Source organism: Hydrogenophaga sp. GW823-FHT04C09, assembly GCF_058796355.1.
In genome coordinates this window covers 92,119-109,565 of the sequence record NZ_JBXAIO010000005.1, presented here as the reverse complement: position 1 = coordinate 109,565, position 17,447 = coordinate 92,119, and the positions used below count along the sequence as shown (strand labels likewise).

At 67.5% G+C, this 17,447-nt stretch carries 18 protein-coding genes; 6 read left to right on the top strand and 12 right to left on the bottom strand.

Going from position 1 to position 17,447, the window contains the following annotated elements; translation table 11 throughout:
* Positions 1-63: 63 nt before the first annotated feature.
* The 7 genes from AC1Q9M_RS15365 to AC1Q9M_RS15335 all read right to left on the bottom strand — a co-directional run bounded on the left by AC1Q9M_RS15365 (position 64) and on the right by AC1Q9M_RS15335 (position 6,645).
* Positions 64-852 (bottom strand): aminoglycoside phosphotransferase family protein, encoded by a 789-nt coding sequence (locus AC1Q9M_RS15365; protein WP_492434527.1) that lies wholly within the window; start codon positions 850-852, stop codon positions 64-66.
* Between the two features lie 26 nt (positions 853-878).
* Entirely contained in the window at positions 879-1,187 is a 309-nt protein-coding gene (locus tag AC1Q9M_RS15360; RefSeq protein ID WP_382322639.1) for a hypothetical protein, read from the bottom strand.
* A 131-nt stretch (positions 1,188-1,318) separates the two neighbouring features.
* Entirely contained in the window at positions 1,319-3,112 is a 1,794-nt protein-coding gene (locus AC1Q9M_RS15355) for an ATP-binding response regulator (RefSeq protein ID WP_492434526.1), read from the bottom strand.
* Between the two features lie 7 nt (positions 3,113-3,119).
* Entirely contained in the window at positions 3,120-3,716 is a 597-nt protein-coding gene (locus AC1Q9M_RS15350; protein WP_492434525.1) for a response regulator, read from the bottom strand.
* Positions 3,717-3,808: 92 nt separating this feature from the next.
* A complete protein-coding gene (locus AC1Q9M_RS15345; RefSeq protein WP_492434524.1) occupies positions 3,809-4,201 on the bottom strand; it encodes a GFA family protein in 393 nt (130 codons plus the stop codon).
* A gap of 84 nt (positions 4,202-4,285) precedes the next feature.
* Positions 4,286-5,188, bottom strand: a complete 903-nt coding sequence (locus AC1Q9M_RS15340; protein WP_492434523.1) for a spore coat protein U domain-containing protein — start codon at positions 5,186-5,188, stop codon at positions 4,286-4,288.
* Complete coding sequence (locus AC1Q9M_RS15335) at positions 5,185-6,645, bottom strand: fimbria/pilus outer membrane usher protein (protein ID WP_492434522.1); 1,461 nt, start codon at positions 6,643-6,645, stop codon at positions 5,185-5,187. The genes AC1Q9M_RS15340 and AC1Q9M_RS15335 overlap by 4 nt, the downstream gene beginning before the upstream one ends.
* On the opposite strand from AC1Q9M_RS15335, the gene AC1Q9M_RS15330 reads away from it, so the two are divergent.
* From AC1Q9M_RS15330 to infA, 5 genes are all read left to right on the top strand, one after another.
* A complete protein-coding gene (locus tag AC1Q9M_RS15330) occupies positions 6,586-7,080 on the top strand; it encodes a hypothetical protein (protein WP_492434521.1) in 495 nt (164 codons plus the stop codon). The genes AC1Q9M_RS15335 and AC1Q9M_RS15330 overlap by 60 nt on opposite strands.
* A 98-nt stretch (positions 7,081-7,178) precedes the next feature.
* Positions 7,179-11,750 carry a hypothetical protein gene (locus AC1Q9M_RS15325; RefSeq protein WP_492434520.1) on the top strand — a complete coding sequence of 1,524 codons (4,572 nt, stop codon included), beginning with the start codon at positions 7,179-7,181 and terminating at the stop codon, positions 11,748-11,750.
* A 148-nt stretch (positions 11,751-11,898) separates the two neighbouring features.
* Positions 11,899-12,315 carry a hypothetical protein gene (locus tag AC1Q9M_RS15320; protein WP_492434519.1) on the top strand — a complete coding sequence of 139 codons (417 nt, stop codon included), beginning with the start codon at positions 11,899-11,901 and terminating at the stop codon, positions 12,313-12,315.
* A 403-nt stretch (positions 12,316-12,718) separates the two neighbouring features.
* Positions 12,719-12,937 (top strand): hypothetical protein, encoded by a 219-nt coding sequence (locus tag AC1Q9M_RS15315; RefSeq protein WP_444687778.1) that lies wholly within the window; start codon positions 12,719-12,721, stop codon positions 12,935-12,937.
* A gap of 28 nt (positions 12,938-12,965) precedes the next feature.
* Positions 12,966-13,220, top strand: a complete 255-nt coding sequence (infA, locus tag AC1Q9M_RS15310; RefSeq protein ID WP_056265133.1) for a translation initiation factor IF-1 — start codon at positions 12,966-12,968, stop codon at positions 13,218-13,220.
* Positions 13,221-13,232: 12 nt separating this feature from the next.
* Here infA and AC1Q9M_RS15305 read toward each other — a convergent pair whose 3' ends face one another.
* Together AC1Q9M_RS15305 and AC1Q9M_RS15300 are read right to left on the bottom strand one after the other, a co-directional pair.
* Positions 13,233-14,261 (bottom strand): patatin-like phospholipase family protein, encoded by a 1,029-nt coding sequence (locus AC1Q9M_RS15305; protein WP_382322633.1) that lies wholly within the window; start codon positions 14,259-14,261, stop codon positions 13,233-13,235.
* Positions 14,262-14,266: 5 nt separating this feature from the next.
* The gene (locus AC1Q9M_RS15300) at positions 14,267-15,364 is read right to left on the bottom strand and encodes a 3-deoxy-7-phosphoheptulonate synthase (protein WP_492434518.1); all 1,098 of its coding nucleotides are present in this window, start codon (positions 15,362-15,364) and stop codon (positions 14,267-14,269) included.
* A 171-nt stretch (positions 15,365-15,535) separates the two neighbouring features.
* On the opposite strand from AC1Q9M_RS15300, the gene AC1Q9M_RS15295 reads away from it, so the two are divergent.
* Positions 15,536-15,820, top strand: coding sequence for a hypothetical protein (locus AC1Q9M_RS15295; protein WP_492434517.1), 285 nt, complete (start codon positions 15,536-15,538; stop codon positions 15,818-15,820).
* Here the strand turns inward: AC1Q9M_RS15295 and AC1Q9M_RS15290 are convergent.
* From AC1Q9M_RS15290 to AC1Q9M_RS15280, 3 genes are all read right to left on the bottom strand, one after another.
* On the bottom strand, positions 15,801-16,445 hold the full coding sequence (locus tag AC1Q9M_RS15290) for a 3'-5' exonuclease (protein WP_492434516.1): 645 nt from the start codon (positions 16,443-16,445) through the stop codon (positions 15,801-15,803). The genes AC1Q9M_RS15295 and AC1Q9M_RS15290 overlap by 20 nt on opposite strands.
* A gap of 86 nt (positions 16,446-16,531) precedes the next feature.
* Positions 16,532-16,897, bottom strand: a complete 366-nt coding sequence (locus tag AC1Q9M_RS15285) for a DUF4148 domain-containing protein (protein WP_444687775.1) — start codon at positions 16,895-16,897, stop codon at positions 16,532-16,534.
* A 93-nt stretch (positions 16,898-16,990) separates the two neighbouring features.
* The gene (locus tag AC1Q9M_RS15280; protein WP_382322628.1) at positions 16,991-17,413 is read right to left on the bottom strand and encodes a PaaI family thioesterase; all 423 of its coding nucleotides are present in this window, start codon (positions 17,411-17,413) and stop codon (positions 16,991-16,993) included.
* Positions 17,414-17,447 lie beyond the last annotated feature (34 nt).

Below are 17,447 nucleotides of genomic sequence, written 5' to 3'. Positions count from 1 at the left end.
GACCTGTGAAGCGGCCCTGTTCGGGCGCCATGCGGCTGGAGAAGAAACGGTGCTCGTGACCGCTCAGAGATGGGCCGATGCCATGTGGGCCATGGCCAAGGCCGTGTCCGGCGCGGAGCCGTCCTCCAGATGCCAGCAAGCGGAAAGGCCCGCCCAGGCCAGGATCCATTGAAGCAGCCGCCTGCGCTCGAGACCCGCCGAGGCGGCAACCACCTTCAGCCTGCGAAGAAACCGCTCCGGCGAGGTGGCGGTCTCAGCGTCGGGATTGCAGAAGAGGTTGGCGTAGTCAAAACCGCGTTCGCCCCACAGGCCCTTGGGGTCGATCGCGAGCCAACCGCGTGGACCGAAGTCCAGGACGTTGCCGTGGTGGATGTCCCCGTGAAGCACACCGACATCCCGCGCTGAGGCCAACAAGTCCCGTGCGGTCGCTGCGGCCGTGGCGAAGATGCCGCCTCTTGCTGCCGCGCAGGCCTCCAGCCCTTGAAACCAGGTGGGCAAGTCGGTGAGTGCCGGTGGCGGCTCTGGCCGCGGCGCGTGCAGTCGGGCGACCACGGCACACAGGATGTTGCAGGCTTCATCGTCGCGCCCATGGCGAGCCATCTCGGCGAGCGCCATGCCGCCTGGCGCTCGCTCCAACAGCAGCGCCGGGCCCTCGTGGGCCAGCACCCTGGCCGCACCGTCGCCCTGCCACCAGGCCATCAATGCCGCGCCGGCCCGCTCCTCCTGTTGGGTGGACAGCTTCAACATGGCGGGCGTCCCGTGGAACCGCACGGGCAGGAGCTGCCCGCTGTTCGTGACGACGGGTGGTCCGTCGGTCACCAGGCCCCAGCGATGGATGTACTCGGCCCTCATTCCGACACCTTAGCGCATGCCCCCTGTCACCTGCATTGCTCGTCAAACGTGCTCGTCATGGTGGACACCACTTCGGGGCGGATGCCGAGCCAGGTCTCGACCTTCATGTTCGTGGCCTTGGCTTCGCATTGGAGCCGCGCCTGTTCGGGCGGTTTTGCCGGCATCAGCTTGATCAAACCCGACAGGGCATCGCAATACAGTTTGAAGTTCTTCGCGCGCAATGCGTTGTCTCTCTGGGTGCGGAGCTTGTCGTACTCGGCACACTGCGGATCGGGTGCCGCGACGGACACGGCGGCGAGCAAGGACAGGGTCAGGCCAAGAAGGAGTTTGCGCATGGGAACGGGTCCGGGGCGGGACGTGGTTGGGTCGGAAGGAGAGATGGTCAACAGACGATCGCGAGTATTCATCGCGACCCTCCCTGGCGTGAAGTGACCCCGGTCACATGGCGGCGGGTGAGAACGGCAGATCAGCGCGCCAGCGCGTCCAGCAGCTGTTGCGCTTGCACAGGTTTGTGCAGGAAGGCCACACCGCTGGTTCGGATGTCGGTGATGCGTTGCGGCGCGGTCTCGCCGGTCACCAGCAAGGTGCGCAGGTGGGGTGAGGTGTTGCGCAGGACCAGGAGGTAGTCCAGGCCGTTGCGTTCTCCCGGGAGCCGGAAGTCGGAAACGACGGCGTCGATCGGGTGTCGCTGCAGCAGGTGCTGCGCCTGCGCCAGATCGCTGGCGGGGTACACCGTGCAACCGCGCGCGGAGAGCACCAATGCCATGGCCTCGCGGCTGGCCGACTCGTCGTCAATGACGAGCACATGGCGCGGCAGGCTGTTCGCGGCGTGAACCGGGGGAACAAGGCCAGCGTCTGCAGGGCTTGCTGGATGGAGCCTGCGCCCGTCGGCCTGTTTCACCCACACCCGAAAGCGTGTGCCTCGCGACGGCATCGATGAGAGCGCCATGGGATGTTCCAGCAGGCTCGAGAGCCGTTTGACGATGGACAGGCCGATGCCCAGACCGGATGCGCGGTCGCGTTGTGGATTGGCCAGCTGGTAGAACTCGTCGAACACCCGTTGTTGATGTTCTGTCGCGATGCCGATGCCGGTGTCGACCACCTCGAAGCGGACCCAGCCGGCCCGTCCCGCGGGGACCCCCGCCCTTGCCGCGACGAGCACACCACCGGTGCGCGTGTATTTGATGGCGTTGTCGATCAGATTGCCGAGCAGGCGCGTGAGCAGCTGCACGTCGCTCACGACGACCAGATCACCCGGCGCCCGGAACCGAAGCTGCAGGTCGCGCTCCTGGGCGCTGCCGGAGAACATGTGGTTCAGCGACAGGAACAGCTCGTGCACGCGCACGGGCTCCAGCGTGGGTTGCACGGCGCCCGCATCCAGCCGGGAGATGTCGAGCATGGTGTCCAGCGACTGGTTCAGCATGCGCACCGAGTGGCTCAACCGCGTGACCGTCTGTGCGCTGTCCGGATCGAGCCGGGACCGTTCCAGCACCGAGGTGAACAGCGAGATGGCATGAAGCGGTTGGCGCAGATCGTGGCTGGCGGACGCGAGAAAGCGGCTCTTTTCCCGGTTGGCGTTTTCGACCAGTTCCACCTGCTGGGCCAGGCGGCGGGCGAGGTCTTCCTTTTCAAAGCGCACCGTCAGCGACTGCTCGAGCAGGTCCGCCTGCTGGAACGTCCACTTGAGCGTCATCACCAGAAAGAGCGTCATGCAGAAGGCCAGCACCGAACCGACCAGGCCACCGTGCCAGAGGCAGGCGGAGATCATGCCGGCCGCCGCCGGGATGCTGAACGCGGCGATGGTCTGGCGGTGGGTGGAGACGATCGCGGAGCCGAGCGATATCGCACCCATGATGAACACGGAGATGAGAATCAGAGGGTCCACGTTCCGGTGCGCGTGGAGCAGCCAGGGTGCGGCCCCCCACATGGCGCCCAGCAGAAAGATGTCCCGGACACGGCCTTGCAGGATGCGGGGCAACTCGTGGTCCTGCAGGGGGCCGTGGGCCTCCAGCTTTCTGCGCTGCACGTAGCTCGTGAAGACGACGATGTAGAACAGGCCGAGCCAGACCAGGGGAAGCAGGGACGTCCCATTCAGGTAGAACAAGATCGCCAGCGGCGTGGCGAAAGGGATGGGCGAGAGGATGCGCACCGGCCCGGTCTTTTGCAGCAGGAGCGCGAGCTGGATGCGCTGCACGGTCAGTGGCGACCGGGCTTGCACGCCCAGCGCCCGGTGAATGCTCGTCAGCAGCTTCTCGATCACACCAGGCTCAGGAAAACAGCCCGATCAGCTCGGCGCGGGAGCGAACGTTGAAGACGAGAAAAATCGTCGAAACGCAATTCTTCACCGAGCCCAGCACCAGCCCGGTTTCGGCGGCGATCGCCTGGTTGTCGAGGCCGCTGAGCAGCAGTTCCAGGACCTGGATCTGGCGGTCGGTCAACCGGACCCCAGGCCTCAGGTTCTGGCTGCGGGCCGCCGCGCCGTGCTTCCCCGGGCGATGGCTTGCCGTGGAGGCGCTCTCAATCGCCGCGAGCATGCCCTTCAATCCATCGGTATCGCCCGTCTTGCAGAAGTAGCCCCAGGCACCGTGCGCCAAGGCTTCTTCGCGGACGCGGGGATCGTGCGTGCCCGACACGACCACAATCGGCAACTGCGGATAGAGCTGCCGCAGGAGTTTGAGGCCGGTCAGGCCGCGGGTGTCACCCAGGTTCAGATCGAGCAACAGCAGAAAGACCTCCTCGGCGCGCTGCTTCAGAAACAGCAGGGCCTGTTCCAGGCTGTGCGCATCGGCCACATGGAACCGGTCCGCGAAGTGCTGAACAATCACCTGGCGCAAGCCCATCCGCACCAGTTCGTGGTCGTCCACGGCCAGTATCGTTTTGCATCGCTGGTTTTCTGACATCGCCAGATGTTAGCCGCGGCAGCATCGTGGCCGCGGTGGGCGCAAGGATTCGCCGCTTATGCCTCGGGACGGCCCGTTTCCTCCTCGTCGCGCTCATACCGCCTGGCGAGTGGGAACGGTGGCAGCCAGGATTCGCGGCGCACGGTCCAGAGTTCGTAGGTGGGCACGAACTGGTCGGGCGCGTCGAGGGTGCCCAGGTTGACTTCGATTTCGTCGCCACTGCGCCCATACACCGACGAGCCACAGCGAGGACAGAAGAACCTGCCGGCGTAGTCGCTCGTTTCGCCTTCGACGGTCACGGCGTTCTGCGCAAAGATCGCGGAGGCGTGGAAGAGCGCGCCGTGGTGTTTCCGACAGTCGAGACAGTGGCACAGGCCCACCCGATGAGGTCGGCCGGTGGCTTCAATTCGAACGTTGCCGCACAGGCAACCACCCGTGAATCGGTCCATGCTGCGTCTCCTGGGATCGACCGCCATTGTCTCCCCGGTACCCGGTCTTCGAAAACGGTTTTTTTGACCACGGTCCCAGGGCGTTCAGTAGGTGATGAACACCGTGTGCGCCTGGGTACCCGAGCATGTGGGCCCGGTGCAGGTGCCTGCCTGACCCGCCTGCATGTTGCCGGTGAGCGTGACCGCCTGGCCGGTGTTGCCATTGCCGCTGCCCGAAGCGGGCGAAGGGGTGATGGTGTAGCGCAGACCTTGGAGCACGGCGGGGTTCGGGCTTACCGAGATGGTCCACGGCAGGCCCGAGCTGCAGCGCAACATGAAGCTGGTGGTTGAGGTTTGTGCTGTGGCGCTGAACGCGGTGTAGTTGAACGCCAGGTTGCCCGGATAGGTGTTGAACACGCACTGGTTGTTCACGCCCACGGTCATCACCACCGGTGCGTTGGGGCTGAGCGCGCCCGCGTTGCTGTTGGGGTATTGCGCGAAGATGTTGAAGGTGTCGCTGTAGACGCCGGCCGCGGGTGAAGGGGGGTTGGCGCCAGCGCCCACCTGAACCCGGATGCAGTAGTTCAGCGTGGTCGTGGCCGTCAAGGCGGCACCAAAGTTCAAGGTGCCGATTTGAACATTGCCAGTGCCCGTGGCGGGCGCGCGCCAGTTGCTGTTGTTGTTGCAGGTGCTGCCGCGGCTCAGGGAGTAGCTGAGGTAGTTGGAGCTGCTGCTCAGGCGCACACGCCGGAAGGGCTGAGAGGACGTTGCGTTGAGCCCGTCATCTGCCTTGAGGCGGTAGCTCAAGTTGCTGCCATCGCCTGCGGACCGGGTGCAGGTCAGCGTGGCCGAACCCGTCACCTCGCGCGGCGAAGGCGTCTGGTAGATCAGGCCGCTGCTGGTGGCCGTGACGGTGCAGCTGTAGGCGGCGTGGGCCGGCGGGCTCATGGCCAGCAGCAGCAAGGACAGGTGCAGATTCCAGGCGAAGTGAAAACAGGCTCGTTTCATGGGTCGACCCCTTCGCACACCAGCGGCGCGGGGCGCGCAATGTCGCTGGACGCGGTGAGCGTGACCTCCAGCGGCATCTGGCAGCTCGCGCCTTTCCAGCGCAGGCGCAGCTGGTGTTCGCGTTGCAGGCCGGTCAGAAAGGCCTGGCCGCCTCGGCCGACGGGAAAGCGGCGCTCGTCGCCCGACACTTCGATCTCGGCCCCGGCCGGTGCGGGCTGGCCGTTCTGCAGCCGCACGGTGATCAGCGCGGCCTGGCCACTGCGCACCGCGAAGCCGATCGTGACCGCGCTGCGCCGGCGCGGCACCACCACCTGCTCCAGGCTGTCGATCTCGGCGCTCAGGGGCAGGTCGGACGGGTTCAGGCGCACCTGGTTCGTGCTGTAGGGCTGCAGCCCGGTCACCAGGGCCACCCCGCCGCCGTCGGTGCGCGCGCGCTCGCGGCCCTGGAAGCTCACCCCCACGTCCGCGAGCCCGGGGACCTTCACGAGCACAAAGCTGTCCTGCACCGGTCGTGTGGCGAACGCACGCCCGTCCATCACCACCAGACCACCCTGGGTGCCCAGTCGCAGGGTCTGCTGTGCGGACGAGCTGCTCACGTCCGCGGTGAACAGGTTGTCGGGTCTTTGCAGGTACAGCCCGCCTTCGGCCACCGCCGACCCACTGCGGCTGCCGCCGAGGGCGCGCCAGCCCAGACCCGTGTCGCCGCGCAGGCCCTGGCTCGCGGTGGCGTAGGCGTCGGTCTGCCCGCCGCGGTGCATCAGGTGGGTCGAGGTGTTGATCTGCCGGTCCAGAGGCCACATCAGGGAGATGGCAAACAAGGTGCCCGAACTGGCGCCCTGCACGCGCGTGAGCACCGTGCTGAGCGAGCTGTGTGTGCCCACCCGCACGGTGTGGCTCAGGCTGTAGGTGTCCAGCCGGCCCTGCTGGCGTGTTTGCAGTGCGGCCAGGCCCAGGCCGAAGGTGCCGTACCGTTCGTGGGTGTGGCTGAAGCTGCCGGCCAGCTGCCATTGGGGCGGCGGCAGGGCGTCATTGAGACCCACGGTCCGGTAGCGGGCGGTGGCCCCTTGTGCGTTCAGCGAGAACGCCTGCTGGGCGTTGCCGAACTCGGTGCCGATCGACCATTGCAGGCCACGCCCCAGTGCGTCCTGCTCGCTCAGGGCCAAGGACGCCTGCCCCAGGGCCTGCCAGGGCAGCGCCTGGCTGAAGCCCACACCGACGCCTCGGGTCTGCTGTCCCCATTCGCCGCGCACCTCCATCGTCAGGCGCTTGCTCAGACCCTGGCGCCACAGGCCGGCGGCGAAACGCTCGCCGTAGTCCGCGTTGCTCAGGCCGAGACCGTTGCGCACCGCGCCCAATTCCAGGCTCCAGTCCGACAGCCCCGCTTCCAGCAACTCGCCATGGCTGAAAAAGGACTGCGTGATCAGCGTCTCCCGGCCCAGCGCATCGCGCACCACCATGCGAGCCCGCCCATCGCCCGAGATCGGCGTGGGGTTCTCGATGGTGAAGGGGCCGGCGGGCACATTGAGGGTCTGGCGCAGGGCACCATCACCACTTACACCTTCAAGTTTCAGAACAATGGCGCAGCCAGCGGCCCCATCTATCTGCGCGGAGAGCTGCCTTCCAAACTCACCTACAAGTCGAACACCGCCGTGTGGTCGAGCCTGCCAGGGGCGGCCTTGTCCGATGGCGTCACGGTTGCCGGCCTCAACAACAAGATTGAATTCAAGGTCACGGGTCAGAACATCGTCGAAGCGCTGATTGACTCGGTTGCGGTCGGCTCCATAGGCACCCTGAGCTTCCAGGTCGATGTGGCCAGCGATGCCGCTCCCGGACCGCTGGTGAGCAAGGGTTGGCACAGCCCTGGTGAGTGTTTGTCGGCCACACACCGATGAACAGCGTGACCAACCTAGATTCAATCCGGCGGACGGCGCACAGCAGCCCCGGCATGGGGCGCCGCAGCCGGTTCACAGGGGCCGGATGGCTGCAATGCGTGCTCGTCCTGGTCATGTGGCTGTGCCACCTGCAGGCCGCGCAAGCCGTGCAAGCCGGCACGCGCATCGCCACACAGGCGCGCGCCAGCTTTCTCATGCCCGGCATGGTGCAACCCGTCACCGCGTGGTCGGAGGTGGTTCTGGTCAACGTGGCTGCCGTCGAGTTGCTCACCCTCACGGGGCCGACCAGTCTGCGCGCGCCTGCCGGAATCCAGGTGTCCATGGCCTACCAGCTCACCAACACTGGTAACGTCGAATCCCGCTATACCTTGCAACCGGGCGACACCGGCTGCAGCGATCCCGCCACCGCGACTTTGAGCAACCTTCGGTTGGCGCTGGACACGAACCGCAATGGGGTGGTCGAAGCCCAGGAGACAGTCACGGCCCCGGGAACCGTGGCGCTGTTGCCCGGCCAGAGCGCGAGCCTGCTCGTCCTGGGTGGGGTGCCGGTCGTCGCCGCGGGCACGGCCTGCGTGTCGCTGTTGGCCGTGACGGCAGGCGAGCAGACCGCGACAGCCCGAACCCGCGTCCAGATTGGCACGGGTGCGTCGGTGTCCTTGTCCAAGACCGTCTCCAGCACAGGCGCGCTGGTGCGGGGCGCCAGCGCGCTGGACTTCACCCTGGTCGCCAACAGCATCGGCACCCAGGCCGCCGCTCCTGCTTCAGCCGACCCGACGGCTGCGACGCCCCTGAAGGTTGATGGCACATCCAGGTCGCTTGTGTTGCTGCGTGACGAGATTCCCGTGGGTACCCAGTACGTTGCGAACTCCTTGAAACCGTCCCAGGTCGATGCCCTGCGCCTCTATCGGCTCGCGGGCGATCCGATGCTCGAGTACCGCAGCGGCGATCACGCGGACGCCGTCGAAGTCGCCGTCGGCCTGCTGCGCAGCCTGGATGCGGGCTCCGCCGCTTCGATGCGTTTCCAGGCCAAGCTCAGGCCTCTGGCCCCTGGCCTGCCCTCGGACGTGGTCAACGTGGGTGAAATCCTTTACGCGGATGGTGGCCAACCCACCGCCGTGCGCAGCAATGCCATCGTGCTGCCCATCAGCGACAACCGCCTGGGCGTGGCCCTGCAGGCCGTGTCGGTGGTACCCCAGGCCGACGCGCTTGGCACGGCCGACGGCACCGCCATCGTCACTTTCCGCGCCCGGCTGCGCAACTACGGGAACGCGCCACTCTACAACCCCCGCTTGCTCCACCGACTCCAGCACGCCGTCATGGGCAACAGCCTGGGCACGTGGACCCAGGCGGCGGTGCCCTCACCGGGTCAGTACACCCTGGTGGCAGGCAGCCTGCGCACCGTGACGGCCAGCCCATCCTCCACCAAAGCGTCACTGTCCACCACCTACACAGGGCACGCCGACGGCCAGGACAACCTGCTGGGCAGCGAAGGTTTTCTGCCCCCCGGTGGCGACCTCACCATCGAGTACCAGGTGCGTGTCAATTTCATGGGGCGCATTGGCGACGTGCGCACCCAGGCCATGGCCGAAGCCGCCCGCGCGCCTGAAGTGCTGCCCGATGTCGCGGACACCGGCTCCGCCAATGGCACCGATCCCGACCCGCTGGGCAATGGCCTGCCGCAGACCCAGGCATCCGAGACGCCCGTGTCCACGCCACCCCTGCTCAGCGTCTCCCACACCGCCAGCATGCCGCGCCGCCTGGGCAACGGCGAATTCGAGATCGACCACACCATCAAGGTCACCAACAGCGGTGCCACCCCGGCGGTGGGTGTGCGGGTGTTCAACAACCTGGAGTGCGCCATCAAGTCGTCTTCCGGCAACAACGTCACCGGCTGGGGAATGACGGCAGGCCCGACCGCGCACAACGGCAAGTTGGCGATCAACGCGGACTACAAAGGCGTCGTGCCCAACCAGCCTCCGTGTGGCAACAGCATCGATACCAACAGCGGTGCGCCGCTGGATGGCGTGCTTTCGCTCACCGACGGCAATGGCACGCTGGCCGCAGGCGCATCCGAAACCATCACCTTCACGGTGAGAGTGAACCTGACACCCATCCATGGAGCGAACGCCAGACTTTCTCACCGCGTCTGGGCCGTGGCCTACGACGGTGATGCCGCCAACGCGACCCACACCGTTGCCGCCACCAACAGCGTGATCGAGGTCGTGCTGTTGATCGACCCGCAGGGCATCGTCTACGACTCCGTCACGCGCGCACCCATCGCGGGGTCCACGGTGCGCCTGCAGCGCACATCCTGCCAGGGCGGCGTGCCGGCCACCCCCATCATCCCGGCCGAGATTGCCGGCGGAGGCTCTCCCGCCTTCACCTACCACGCCGATGGCAGCGTGAGCATGGTCACCAGTGCTTCCGGCGAATACCAGTTCTTCTGGGCCTCCCCGCCGGTGCAGGACCTCTGTACCTACGCCATCAGCGCCACGCCACCCACCAGCGGCAACGCCTACTTCAGTTCGAACATCGCGCCGCAGCCGGGCACGTTCGCCGCTTGCGGCGACGTGGCGCCGAACGCCACCGCACCGCAAGGCAATGATCCCACCAGCTGGTACGCCAGCGTGGTCTCCGGCCGCAACGGCCCCGCCGGCGCCATCTGCGAGGTGTTGCACAACCACATTCCGCTGGACCCGGCCAGCTCCCGCAACAACATCCTGTTCCTCGAAAAAGGCGCCAACAAGAAAGAGCTCGAACTCGGTGATTTCATTGACTACAAGCTGAGCCTCACCAACCGCAGCAACGCGACACTCACCGGCGTCAGCTTCACCGACACCCTGCCCCCCGGCTTCGCCTACGTCGCCGGCACCACCTTCTTCAACGGCGTTCGCGTGGCAGACCCGAGCGGCGGCGCAGGCCCTTCGATCGTGTTCGACCAGCCCCTCCACGCCCTGGCCAGCGGGGCCAGCGTGAGCGTGCAGTTCCGTGTGAAGGTGGGGGTCGGCGCCCCGACCGCCGCGCCGGCCATCAACCGCGCCGTCGCGCGCTCCAACGGCGCCACCTCCAACGAGGCCACCCACAGCGTCAAGGTCACCGGCGGCGTGTTCGCCGACGACGCGTTCGCCATCGGCAAGGTCTGGCTCGACTGCAACCGCAACGGGGAGCAGGACGGTGACAAGGAATGGGGCGTGCCCGGCGTGCGCCTGTTCCTGGAGAACGGCACCAGCGTCATCACCGACGGTGAAGGCCGCTGGAGCCTCTTCGGCCTCAAGCCCATCACCCACGTTGTCAAACTCGATCGCCGCACCCTGCCTGCGGACGCCGAACTCCAGCCCTGGGACAACCGCAACGCCGGCAGCGCCGACAGCCGCTTCATCGACCTCAAGAAGGGCGAGCTCGCCAAAGCCAATTTCCCCATCACCAACTGCGGCGTGCCCGGCTTGCTCGACGCCGTGCAGAAGCGCCGCGAAAGCGCCAAGGTGGGCGCCGAACTCGACACCGCCGTCAAGCTGCGCCTCACCCCCTCGATGGCCGCTACCGCCGCCACCGGTCCCGGGCCGGCGGCCTCGCAAGGCGGCCTGGGCAGCGTTGCACCCGCCTCCGCGCCGTTGATCGACCTGCCCTCCGCGCTCGGTGGCATCGCCACGCCGGGTGCTCCGGTCACCCCGGGGCGCGCAGCCTCCCCCGTGCCCGTGGGTGCGCTCGACCCCTTGCCCGCCGCCACGCCCGTGGCGCTGGAAACCGCCCTGCCCGGCCTGAACAACCAACCCGCCTTCATCGACCTCAAGGACGGTGACACCGTGCCCACGCGCCAGCTCAATGTGCGCGTCAAAGGGCCACTGGGCACGACCCTGCGCCTGAGCGTGGGCGGCGTGGATGTGAGCGAGCGCCGCGTCGGCAAAAAGGCCGACCTGGGCAGCACCGCCACCTCCGCCTGGGAATACATCGGTGTCGCTCTGCAGCCCGGCACCAACCGTCTGCAGCTCACGGTCGTCGACCCCATGGGCAACCCGCGCGACACCGCCGCGCTGAACATCACCGCGCCGGACGACCTCGCCCAGCTGCACATCGACGCCGCGGCCGAACGCGTCTACGCCGACCCCCTGACCCCCTTCCCCATCGTCGTGCGCCTCACCGACAGCGCGGGCGTGCCCGTCACCGCCCGCACCGCCGTCACCCTCGAAACCGAGCGGGGCAGCTTCGCCGACGCCGACCTCAACCCCCTCGAACCGGGTACCTGCGCCTGCGCTTCAAGTTCGATGAAACCAACCTCGGCCTGGGAGGTGGTGCCTCCGCCGCCACGCCGTCGTCTGCGAAGGCCGCGCCCGCCGCCCCCAATGCCGCACCGCCGCCCGCACCCGAGCCGGCCCCGGCCAAGCCAGCGCCCGTGGCCGCCGCCGAGCCCGACGGCCTCACCGACCCCCTGTCCAGCCGCCTGCAATGGAGCGAAGCCTTCCTGTTCAAAGGCGACGGCACCGAGCTGCTGCCGGCCGGCAAGGCCCGGCTCGAACGCCTGGGCACCTTGCTCAAACAGGCCAAGGCGCGCCGGCTGGAACTCAGCCTGGGCCATGGCGACGAACCGGCGCGCGTGGACGCCGTGTGGCTGCCACGCGCCAAGGCCGTGCGCAGCCTGTTGCTCAAGACCTGCGGCTGCGCGGTGGGCATGAGCCTGGACACGCAGCCTGTGCCTTTTGCCACCGCTTCGACCACGTCGGTAGAGCCAGACGTGAGCGGGGGGTACGCACTTTTTGTGCACGCCGCTGTGGCGGTTGTGGCCGCCCAACGCTGATCAGGGACTGACAGGACATGCCTTTCATGAACACGCTGCACATCGCTCGAACGCAATCCATCTCCAAGGCCGGCAAGAGAGCTCCATCGCGCAAGGGGGCCAAATGGTGGCGGGTCTTGATGTTCGCGGGCAGCCTGCTCGTTGGTGCGGCTTCGAGCACCCAAGCGCAGACATTGATTTGGGCACCTTTCAGCAGTGACTGTTCTCTGGCAAGTGTGGGTGGTGGACTGTCCGGCTATGAATTGATCAAACGGGTCCGCAAGCGGGCCGGGGCACAAATCCCGTCCATTCTGCTGACCGGGGATGTGGAAATCCGGCATGGCCCGGAAAGCACCGCCACCGCCGTTGTCATCGCCTACAAGCCCCTGCCCTACGAAAAACTGGCGAATCTCCTCCAGGAGACCATTTCTTCCTTTGGGGCCCAGGCGTCAGGCGGCGCCTGAGGGCAGCCAGCGCGGCTGGCTCTTTTGTGTTACATTACGCAGTCGCCTTGAGCGACCAGCCGCATCCCGACTTCACTGCCAGGATGCAACCGCCCCCGGCAGAGGGGCTGCTGGTCCAGCCCCTCCAAGGTGCCGCCACACCGCTTTCTCACAGCACCGTGGCCTTCTTCCTCCCTGCTGTTGCCGATGCCTCTGCCGTGGCTCGTGCGCCGGTTCTGGCTTGACGCATCCGCGCCACGCCGAGATCGGATGAACCGGTGGGGCACCCCGGCGCATGGGGCTGCCACCTGTTATTTGTTTCGGGCATCCACGACGCCACGGTACCGACCGCGCGTCCCGCCCACTGATGTTTTTGATGATTCACACGAACGACACAACGATTACGAGACTGTCTCCCCTCACCATGGGCAAATACCGCATCGCGGCTTTGCCCCGCCTTCTGCCGGACGGCCTTTTTGCCGCGCAGGTCTCCATTGCCAGCGGCCATGGCAGCGCGTCCACCGACCGGGTGATCCGGTTCGACAGCGCCTTTCCCACACACGACGCGGCGGCGGATTACGCCCTTGCGCAAGGCATTGACTGGGTGCACGACTCGGTCCGCCTTTCCGCCCGCCCGAACTGACCGATACACTTCAAGCAAAGGAAACACCATGGCCAAAGAAGAACTGATCGACATGATGGGCATCGTCAACGAGGTGCTGCCCGACACGCGCTTTCGCGTCACGCTGGACAACGGTCATCAATTGATCGCTTATTCGGCCGGCAAGATGAAGAAGAACCACATCCGCATCCTGGCGGGTGACCGGGTGTCGCTGGAGCTCTCGCCCTACGACCTGACCAAGGGCCGCATCAACTTCCGCCACATCGAAGGCCGCGGCCCGATGGTGCCGCGCAAGCCGCGCTGATCCTTCGTTTTCTCAGTAGAACAGCGCCTGCAGGTCGACGCTGCTGCGTCGGCCCACGTCGGCGTGGTGCGCCGACAGCCAGGCGCTGCCGTGCTCGCGGCCCAGCGCGAACAGCATTTCAAAGAAGCGCATGTTCGCCGCGGCCTTGCTCTCGGCGCTCAGCTCGCGCATGACCTCGCTGGCCTCGATCACGTGAAAGTGCGTGCCGGCCAAGCGCCGGTCGAGTTCGCCCCGGCGCCACCAGGGGCTGTGGGCCGCGCGCTCGCGCAGGTGGGCAAACATGCGCATCTCGCGCAGGAAGGTGGCGTTGAACGCCAGTTCCATCATGCGGCTCTTGATGTCCGCTGCCGACTGCGGCGTGGCGCTGTGCTTGAGCGGGGCCAGCATCACCAGCACGATGTCGCGCGCGCGGCACTCGTGGAACAGCGGGAACACCGCCGGATTGGCCGCGTAACCCCCATCCCAGTAAGGCTCTCCATCGATCACCACGCTGCGGTGCATGGTGGGCAGGCAGGCCGAGGCCAGCACGGCGTCGGGCGTGAGCTCCCCCGAGCGGAACAGCCGCAGCTTGCCGGTGTTGACGTTGGTCGCCGCGACGAACAGCTTGACCGGGCTGCGCGCGCGCAGGCGCTCGAAATCGACCTGGCTCGACAGGATCTTGCGCAAGGGGTTGAGGTCGAACGGGTTGAGCTGCTCGGGCGAGAAGTAGTGGGTCCACTGCAGCATGAGCTGCATGGCCGGCGCCAGCCGCATGTCCTTGCCGTCGGCCGTGGGCAAGGCCACCTCGAACGGCATGCTGGCCGCCACGGCGCTCCAGAAGCCCCTGAGCGCGGCGCGCGCGCCCTCCGCTCCACCGGCCATCAGGCCTTGCGCCAGCAGCACCGCGTTCATCGCGCCCGCGCTGGTGCCACTCACGCCGTCGAAGCGCAGGCGCCCATCCTCCAGCAGGGCATCGAGCACCCCCCAGGTGAAAGCGCCGTGCGCGCCGCCGCCCTGCAGGGCCAGGTTGACGGTGGGCGGACCGCGCCAGCGCAGGGCCATGGGGCCTACCCGCGCGTGCGCCGGGCCCGCACGGCGGCCGCCAGGCCTTCGAGCACCGGCACGGTCTGCTCGAACGAGATGCAGGCATCGGTCACGCTCACGCCCGCCTGCAGGGGCTGGCCGGGCACGATGTCCTGCCGGCCTTCGCGCAGGTGGCTCTCGATCATCACACCCACGATGCGGCGCTCGCCCGTGCCGATCTGCGCGGCCACATCGGCGGCCACGTCGATCTGCCGGCGGTGCTGCTTGCTGCTGTTGGCGTGCGACACATCGACCATCACCTGTTCGCGCAGGCCGGCTTTCTGCAGCAGGCCGCAGGCGGCGGCGACGTCCGCGGCGCTGTAGTTGGGCTGCGCGCCGCCGCGCAGGATCACGTGGCAGTCGTCGTTGCCACGCGTCTCGAAGATCGCGGCCTGCCCCATCTTGGTCATGCCCATGAAGGCGTGCGCGGCGCGCGCGGCCTGGATCGCGTCGGACGCGACCTTGACCCCGCCGTCGGTGCCGTTCTTGAAGCCCACCGGGCAGCTCAGCCCGCTGGCGAGCTGCCGGTGGCTCTGGCTCTCGGTGGTGCGCGCGCCGATCGCGCCCCAGCTCACCAGGTCGCTGATGAACTGCGGGCTGAGCAGGTCCAGGAATTCGGTGCCCACCGGCAGGCCCAGCGCGAGCACCTCCAGCAGCAGCGCGCGCGCCATTTCCAGCCCTTCGTTGATCGCGAAGCTGCCATCGAGGTGTGGGTCGTTGATGTAGCCCTTCCAGCCCACCGTGGTGCGTGGCTTCTCGAAGTACACACGCATCACCACCAGCAGGTCCTCCTGCAGGGCGTCGGCCTGGGCCTTGAGGCGCTCGGCGTAGTCGATGGCCTGGGCGTGGTCGTGGATGGAGCACGGGCCGACGACGACCACGAGGCGGTCGTCCTGCCCATGCAGCACGCGCGAGATCGCGGCGCGGCTGCTTTCCACCAGGGCTTGCGCGGGATCGGGCGCGGGCAGCCATTCCTGCAGCAGGGCCGGCGTGATCAGGGGGCGCACCGCGCCGATGCGCAGGTCGTCGATGCGGGTGGTGTCGTGGGTGGACAGGACGGTGTGCGGGGTGTGGGTTTTCATGGCAGATCGAAATGTCGGGCGGATGACAAAGAAGCGGCCCGAGGTCCGTGGGCGCGCAAAAAGGTCACGTTCGGTGGATTCTGGGGCATGGGCGGTTTCAGGCGCCGAAGCGCGCGGTCGACACAGACGGAGACAGGCCCACCGTGTGGGCGATGGAAGATGGACAGGACGATGAAGACCTTTTACCTCGGACTCGTGGCAGTGTGCCTGGGCAGCGGCCCGGCCCTGGCGCAGACCACCGCGCCCGGCGACCCGCCCGCGAGGGTGGTGGAGCCTTTCAAGAACGAGGTCTGGATCAACGTGGGCGGCTTCTCGCGCCACTTTGCCCGCCACAACGGCTGCAACGAGAACAACCTGGGCCTGGGCGCCGAGTACCGCACCAGCGCCGAGCTGTCGTACATGGCCATGAACTGGCAGCCCTGGTCGCTGGGGCCGATCAAGCTGCGCGTGGTTTGAGGGCCTGCGCATCCGGGCGCTGTGTGTGCGTCTGGATGAAGCGGGGCAGGGCGGCGCGCGTGCAGCGCTGCAGGGCCATCAGAAAACCGTGATCGGGCTCGTCCACACTATGGCGTGCGCGCAGGTCGTGCTGGATGCGGCCCAGCAGCTCGGCCGCCATCTCGGCGTCGGCCAAGGCCCGGTGTGCCTGGCCGGTGCGCGGCAGCCGGAAAAAATCCACCAGCGAACCCAGTTTGTGGCTCGGCGCCTCGGGATAGAGCCGGCGCGAGAGCAGCACGGTGCAGGCAAAGGGTTGCTGCGCCTGCGCGCCGGCGCGCTCGAGCTCGGCCGTCCAGAAGCGGCGGTCGAACGCCGCGTTGTGCGCCACCATGGGCACCTCGCCCACGAAACGCGCGGCCTCGCGCATCACGGTGTCGGCCGGTGGCGCGGTCTCGATCATGGCGTTGGTGATGCCGGTCAGCTGCGTAATGAAAGACGGGATGCGCACGCCCGCGTTCATCAGGCTCTGGTAGCGGTCCACCACGCGCCCCTGTTCGGTGATGACGATGGCCACCTCGGTGGCGCGGTCGCCCATGGTGGGCGAGATGCCGGTGGTTTCGAAGTCGATGACAGCAATGCGGGACATGGGGCTGAACTGTAGCGCGGCGCGCACCCCATGCGCCGAAGCCCCGACATCGCTGAAAGACGCCGGGGCTCCGGTGGGCGGGCCGTTCAGCGCTGGACCACCACCAGGGTCTGCGTCATGTAGCGGTGCGGCGCCTGTTCGCGGTAGGTGATGCCGGTCTGGCCGTCGGCCACCAGCTCACCGCGCGCCCAGGCGGTGCGCAGCTCGGCCCGCACGTCGGCGCGGGTCTTCATCGATGCCATGGGCATGGTGGCGTAGCGGCCAGGGTTCAGGTCGCGGTAGGTGGCACCGGTCTGGCCATCGGCGATCAGCGTGCCGTTGCGCTGCGCTTGGGCGAGTTCGGCGCGCACCTGGTCGCGCGTCTTGGGCGACGCAGCGTCGGCGGCCAGCGCCATGCCGGCGCAGGCGGTGGAGAGGGCCAGGGCGATGAGGGAGAGGCGGGCGAGTTTCATGGGAGGCTCCTTGGGGTTGTGCCGGCGGTGCCGGCGTTGGCTTGCCCACTGGATACGCGCTTATCCCGCCACTGGATTCAACCCGGTGCGCGCTCAGCCCGCCGCCTTGGGGTACAGCACCATCTGCGTGCAGCGGAACAGGGCAATCGTCTTGCCTGTCTCGCGGTGCGTGACCACCGCGTCCCACACCTGCGTGGTGCGGCCCAGGTGCGCGGGTTTGGCCACGCAGTCGATGGTGCCTTCCAGCGCCGTGCCCAGGTGGTTGCTCTTGAGCTCGATGGTGGTGAAGCCGTTGGCCTCCTTGGGCAGGTTGGCCACGCAGCCGTAGCCGCAGGCCGTGTCGGCCAGCGTGACCACGCTGCCCGCGTGCAGGAAACCATTGGGTGCCATGGTGTGGGGCTGCACCGCGAGTTCGGCGCGCACCTCCTGCGGGCTCACCTGCGTGAAGACCAGGCCGAGATGGCCCGGCAGTTTGCCCACGCCGCGTTGGTTGAATTGTTCGGTGAGGTCGGTCATGCGGGTCTCCTGTTTTTTGGAATGAAAGGGCGAG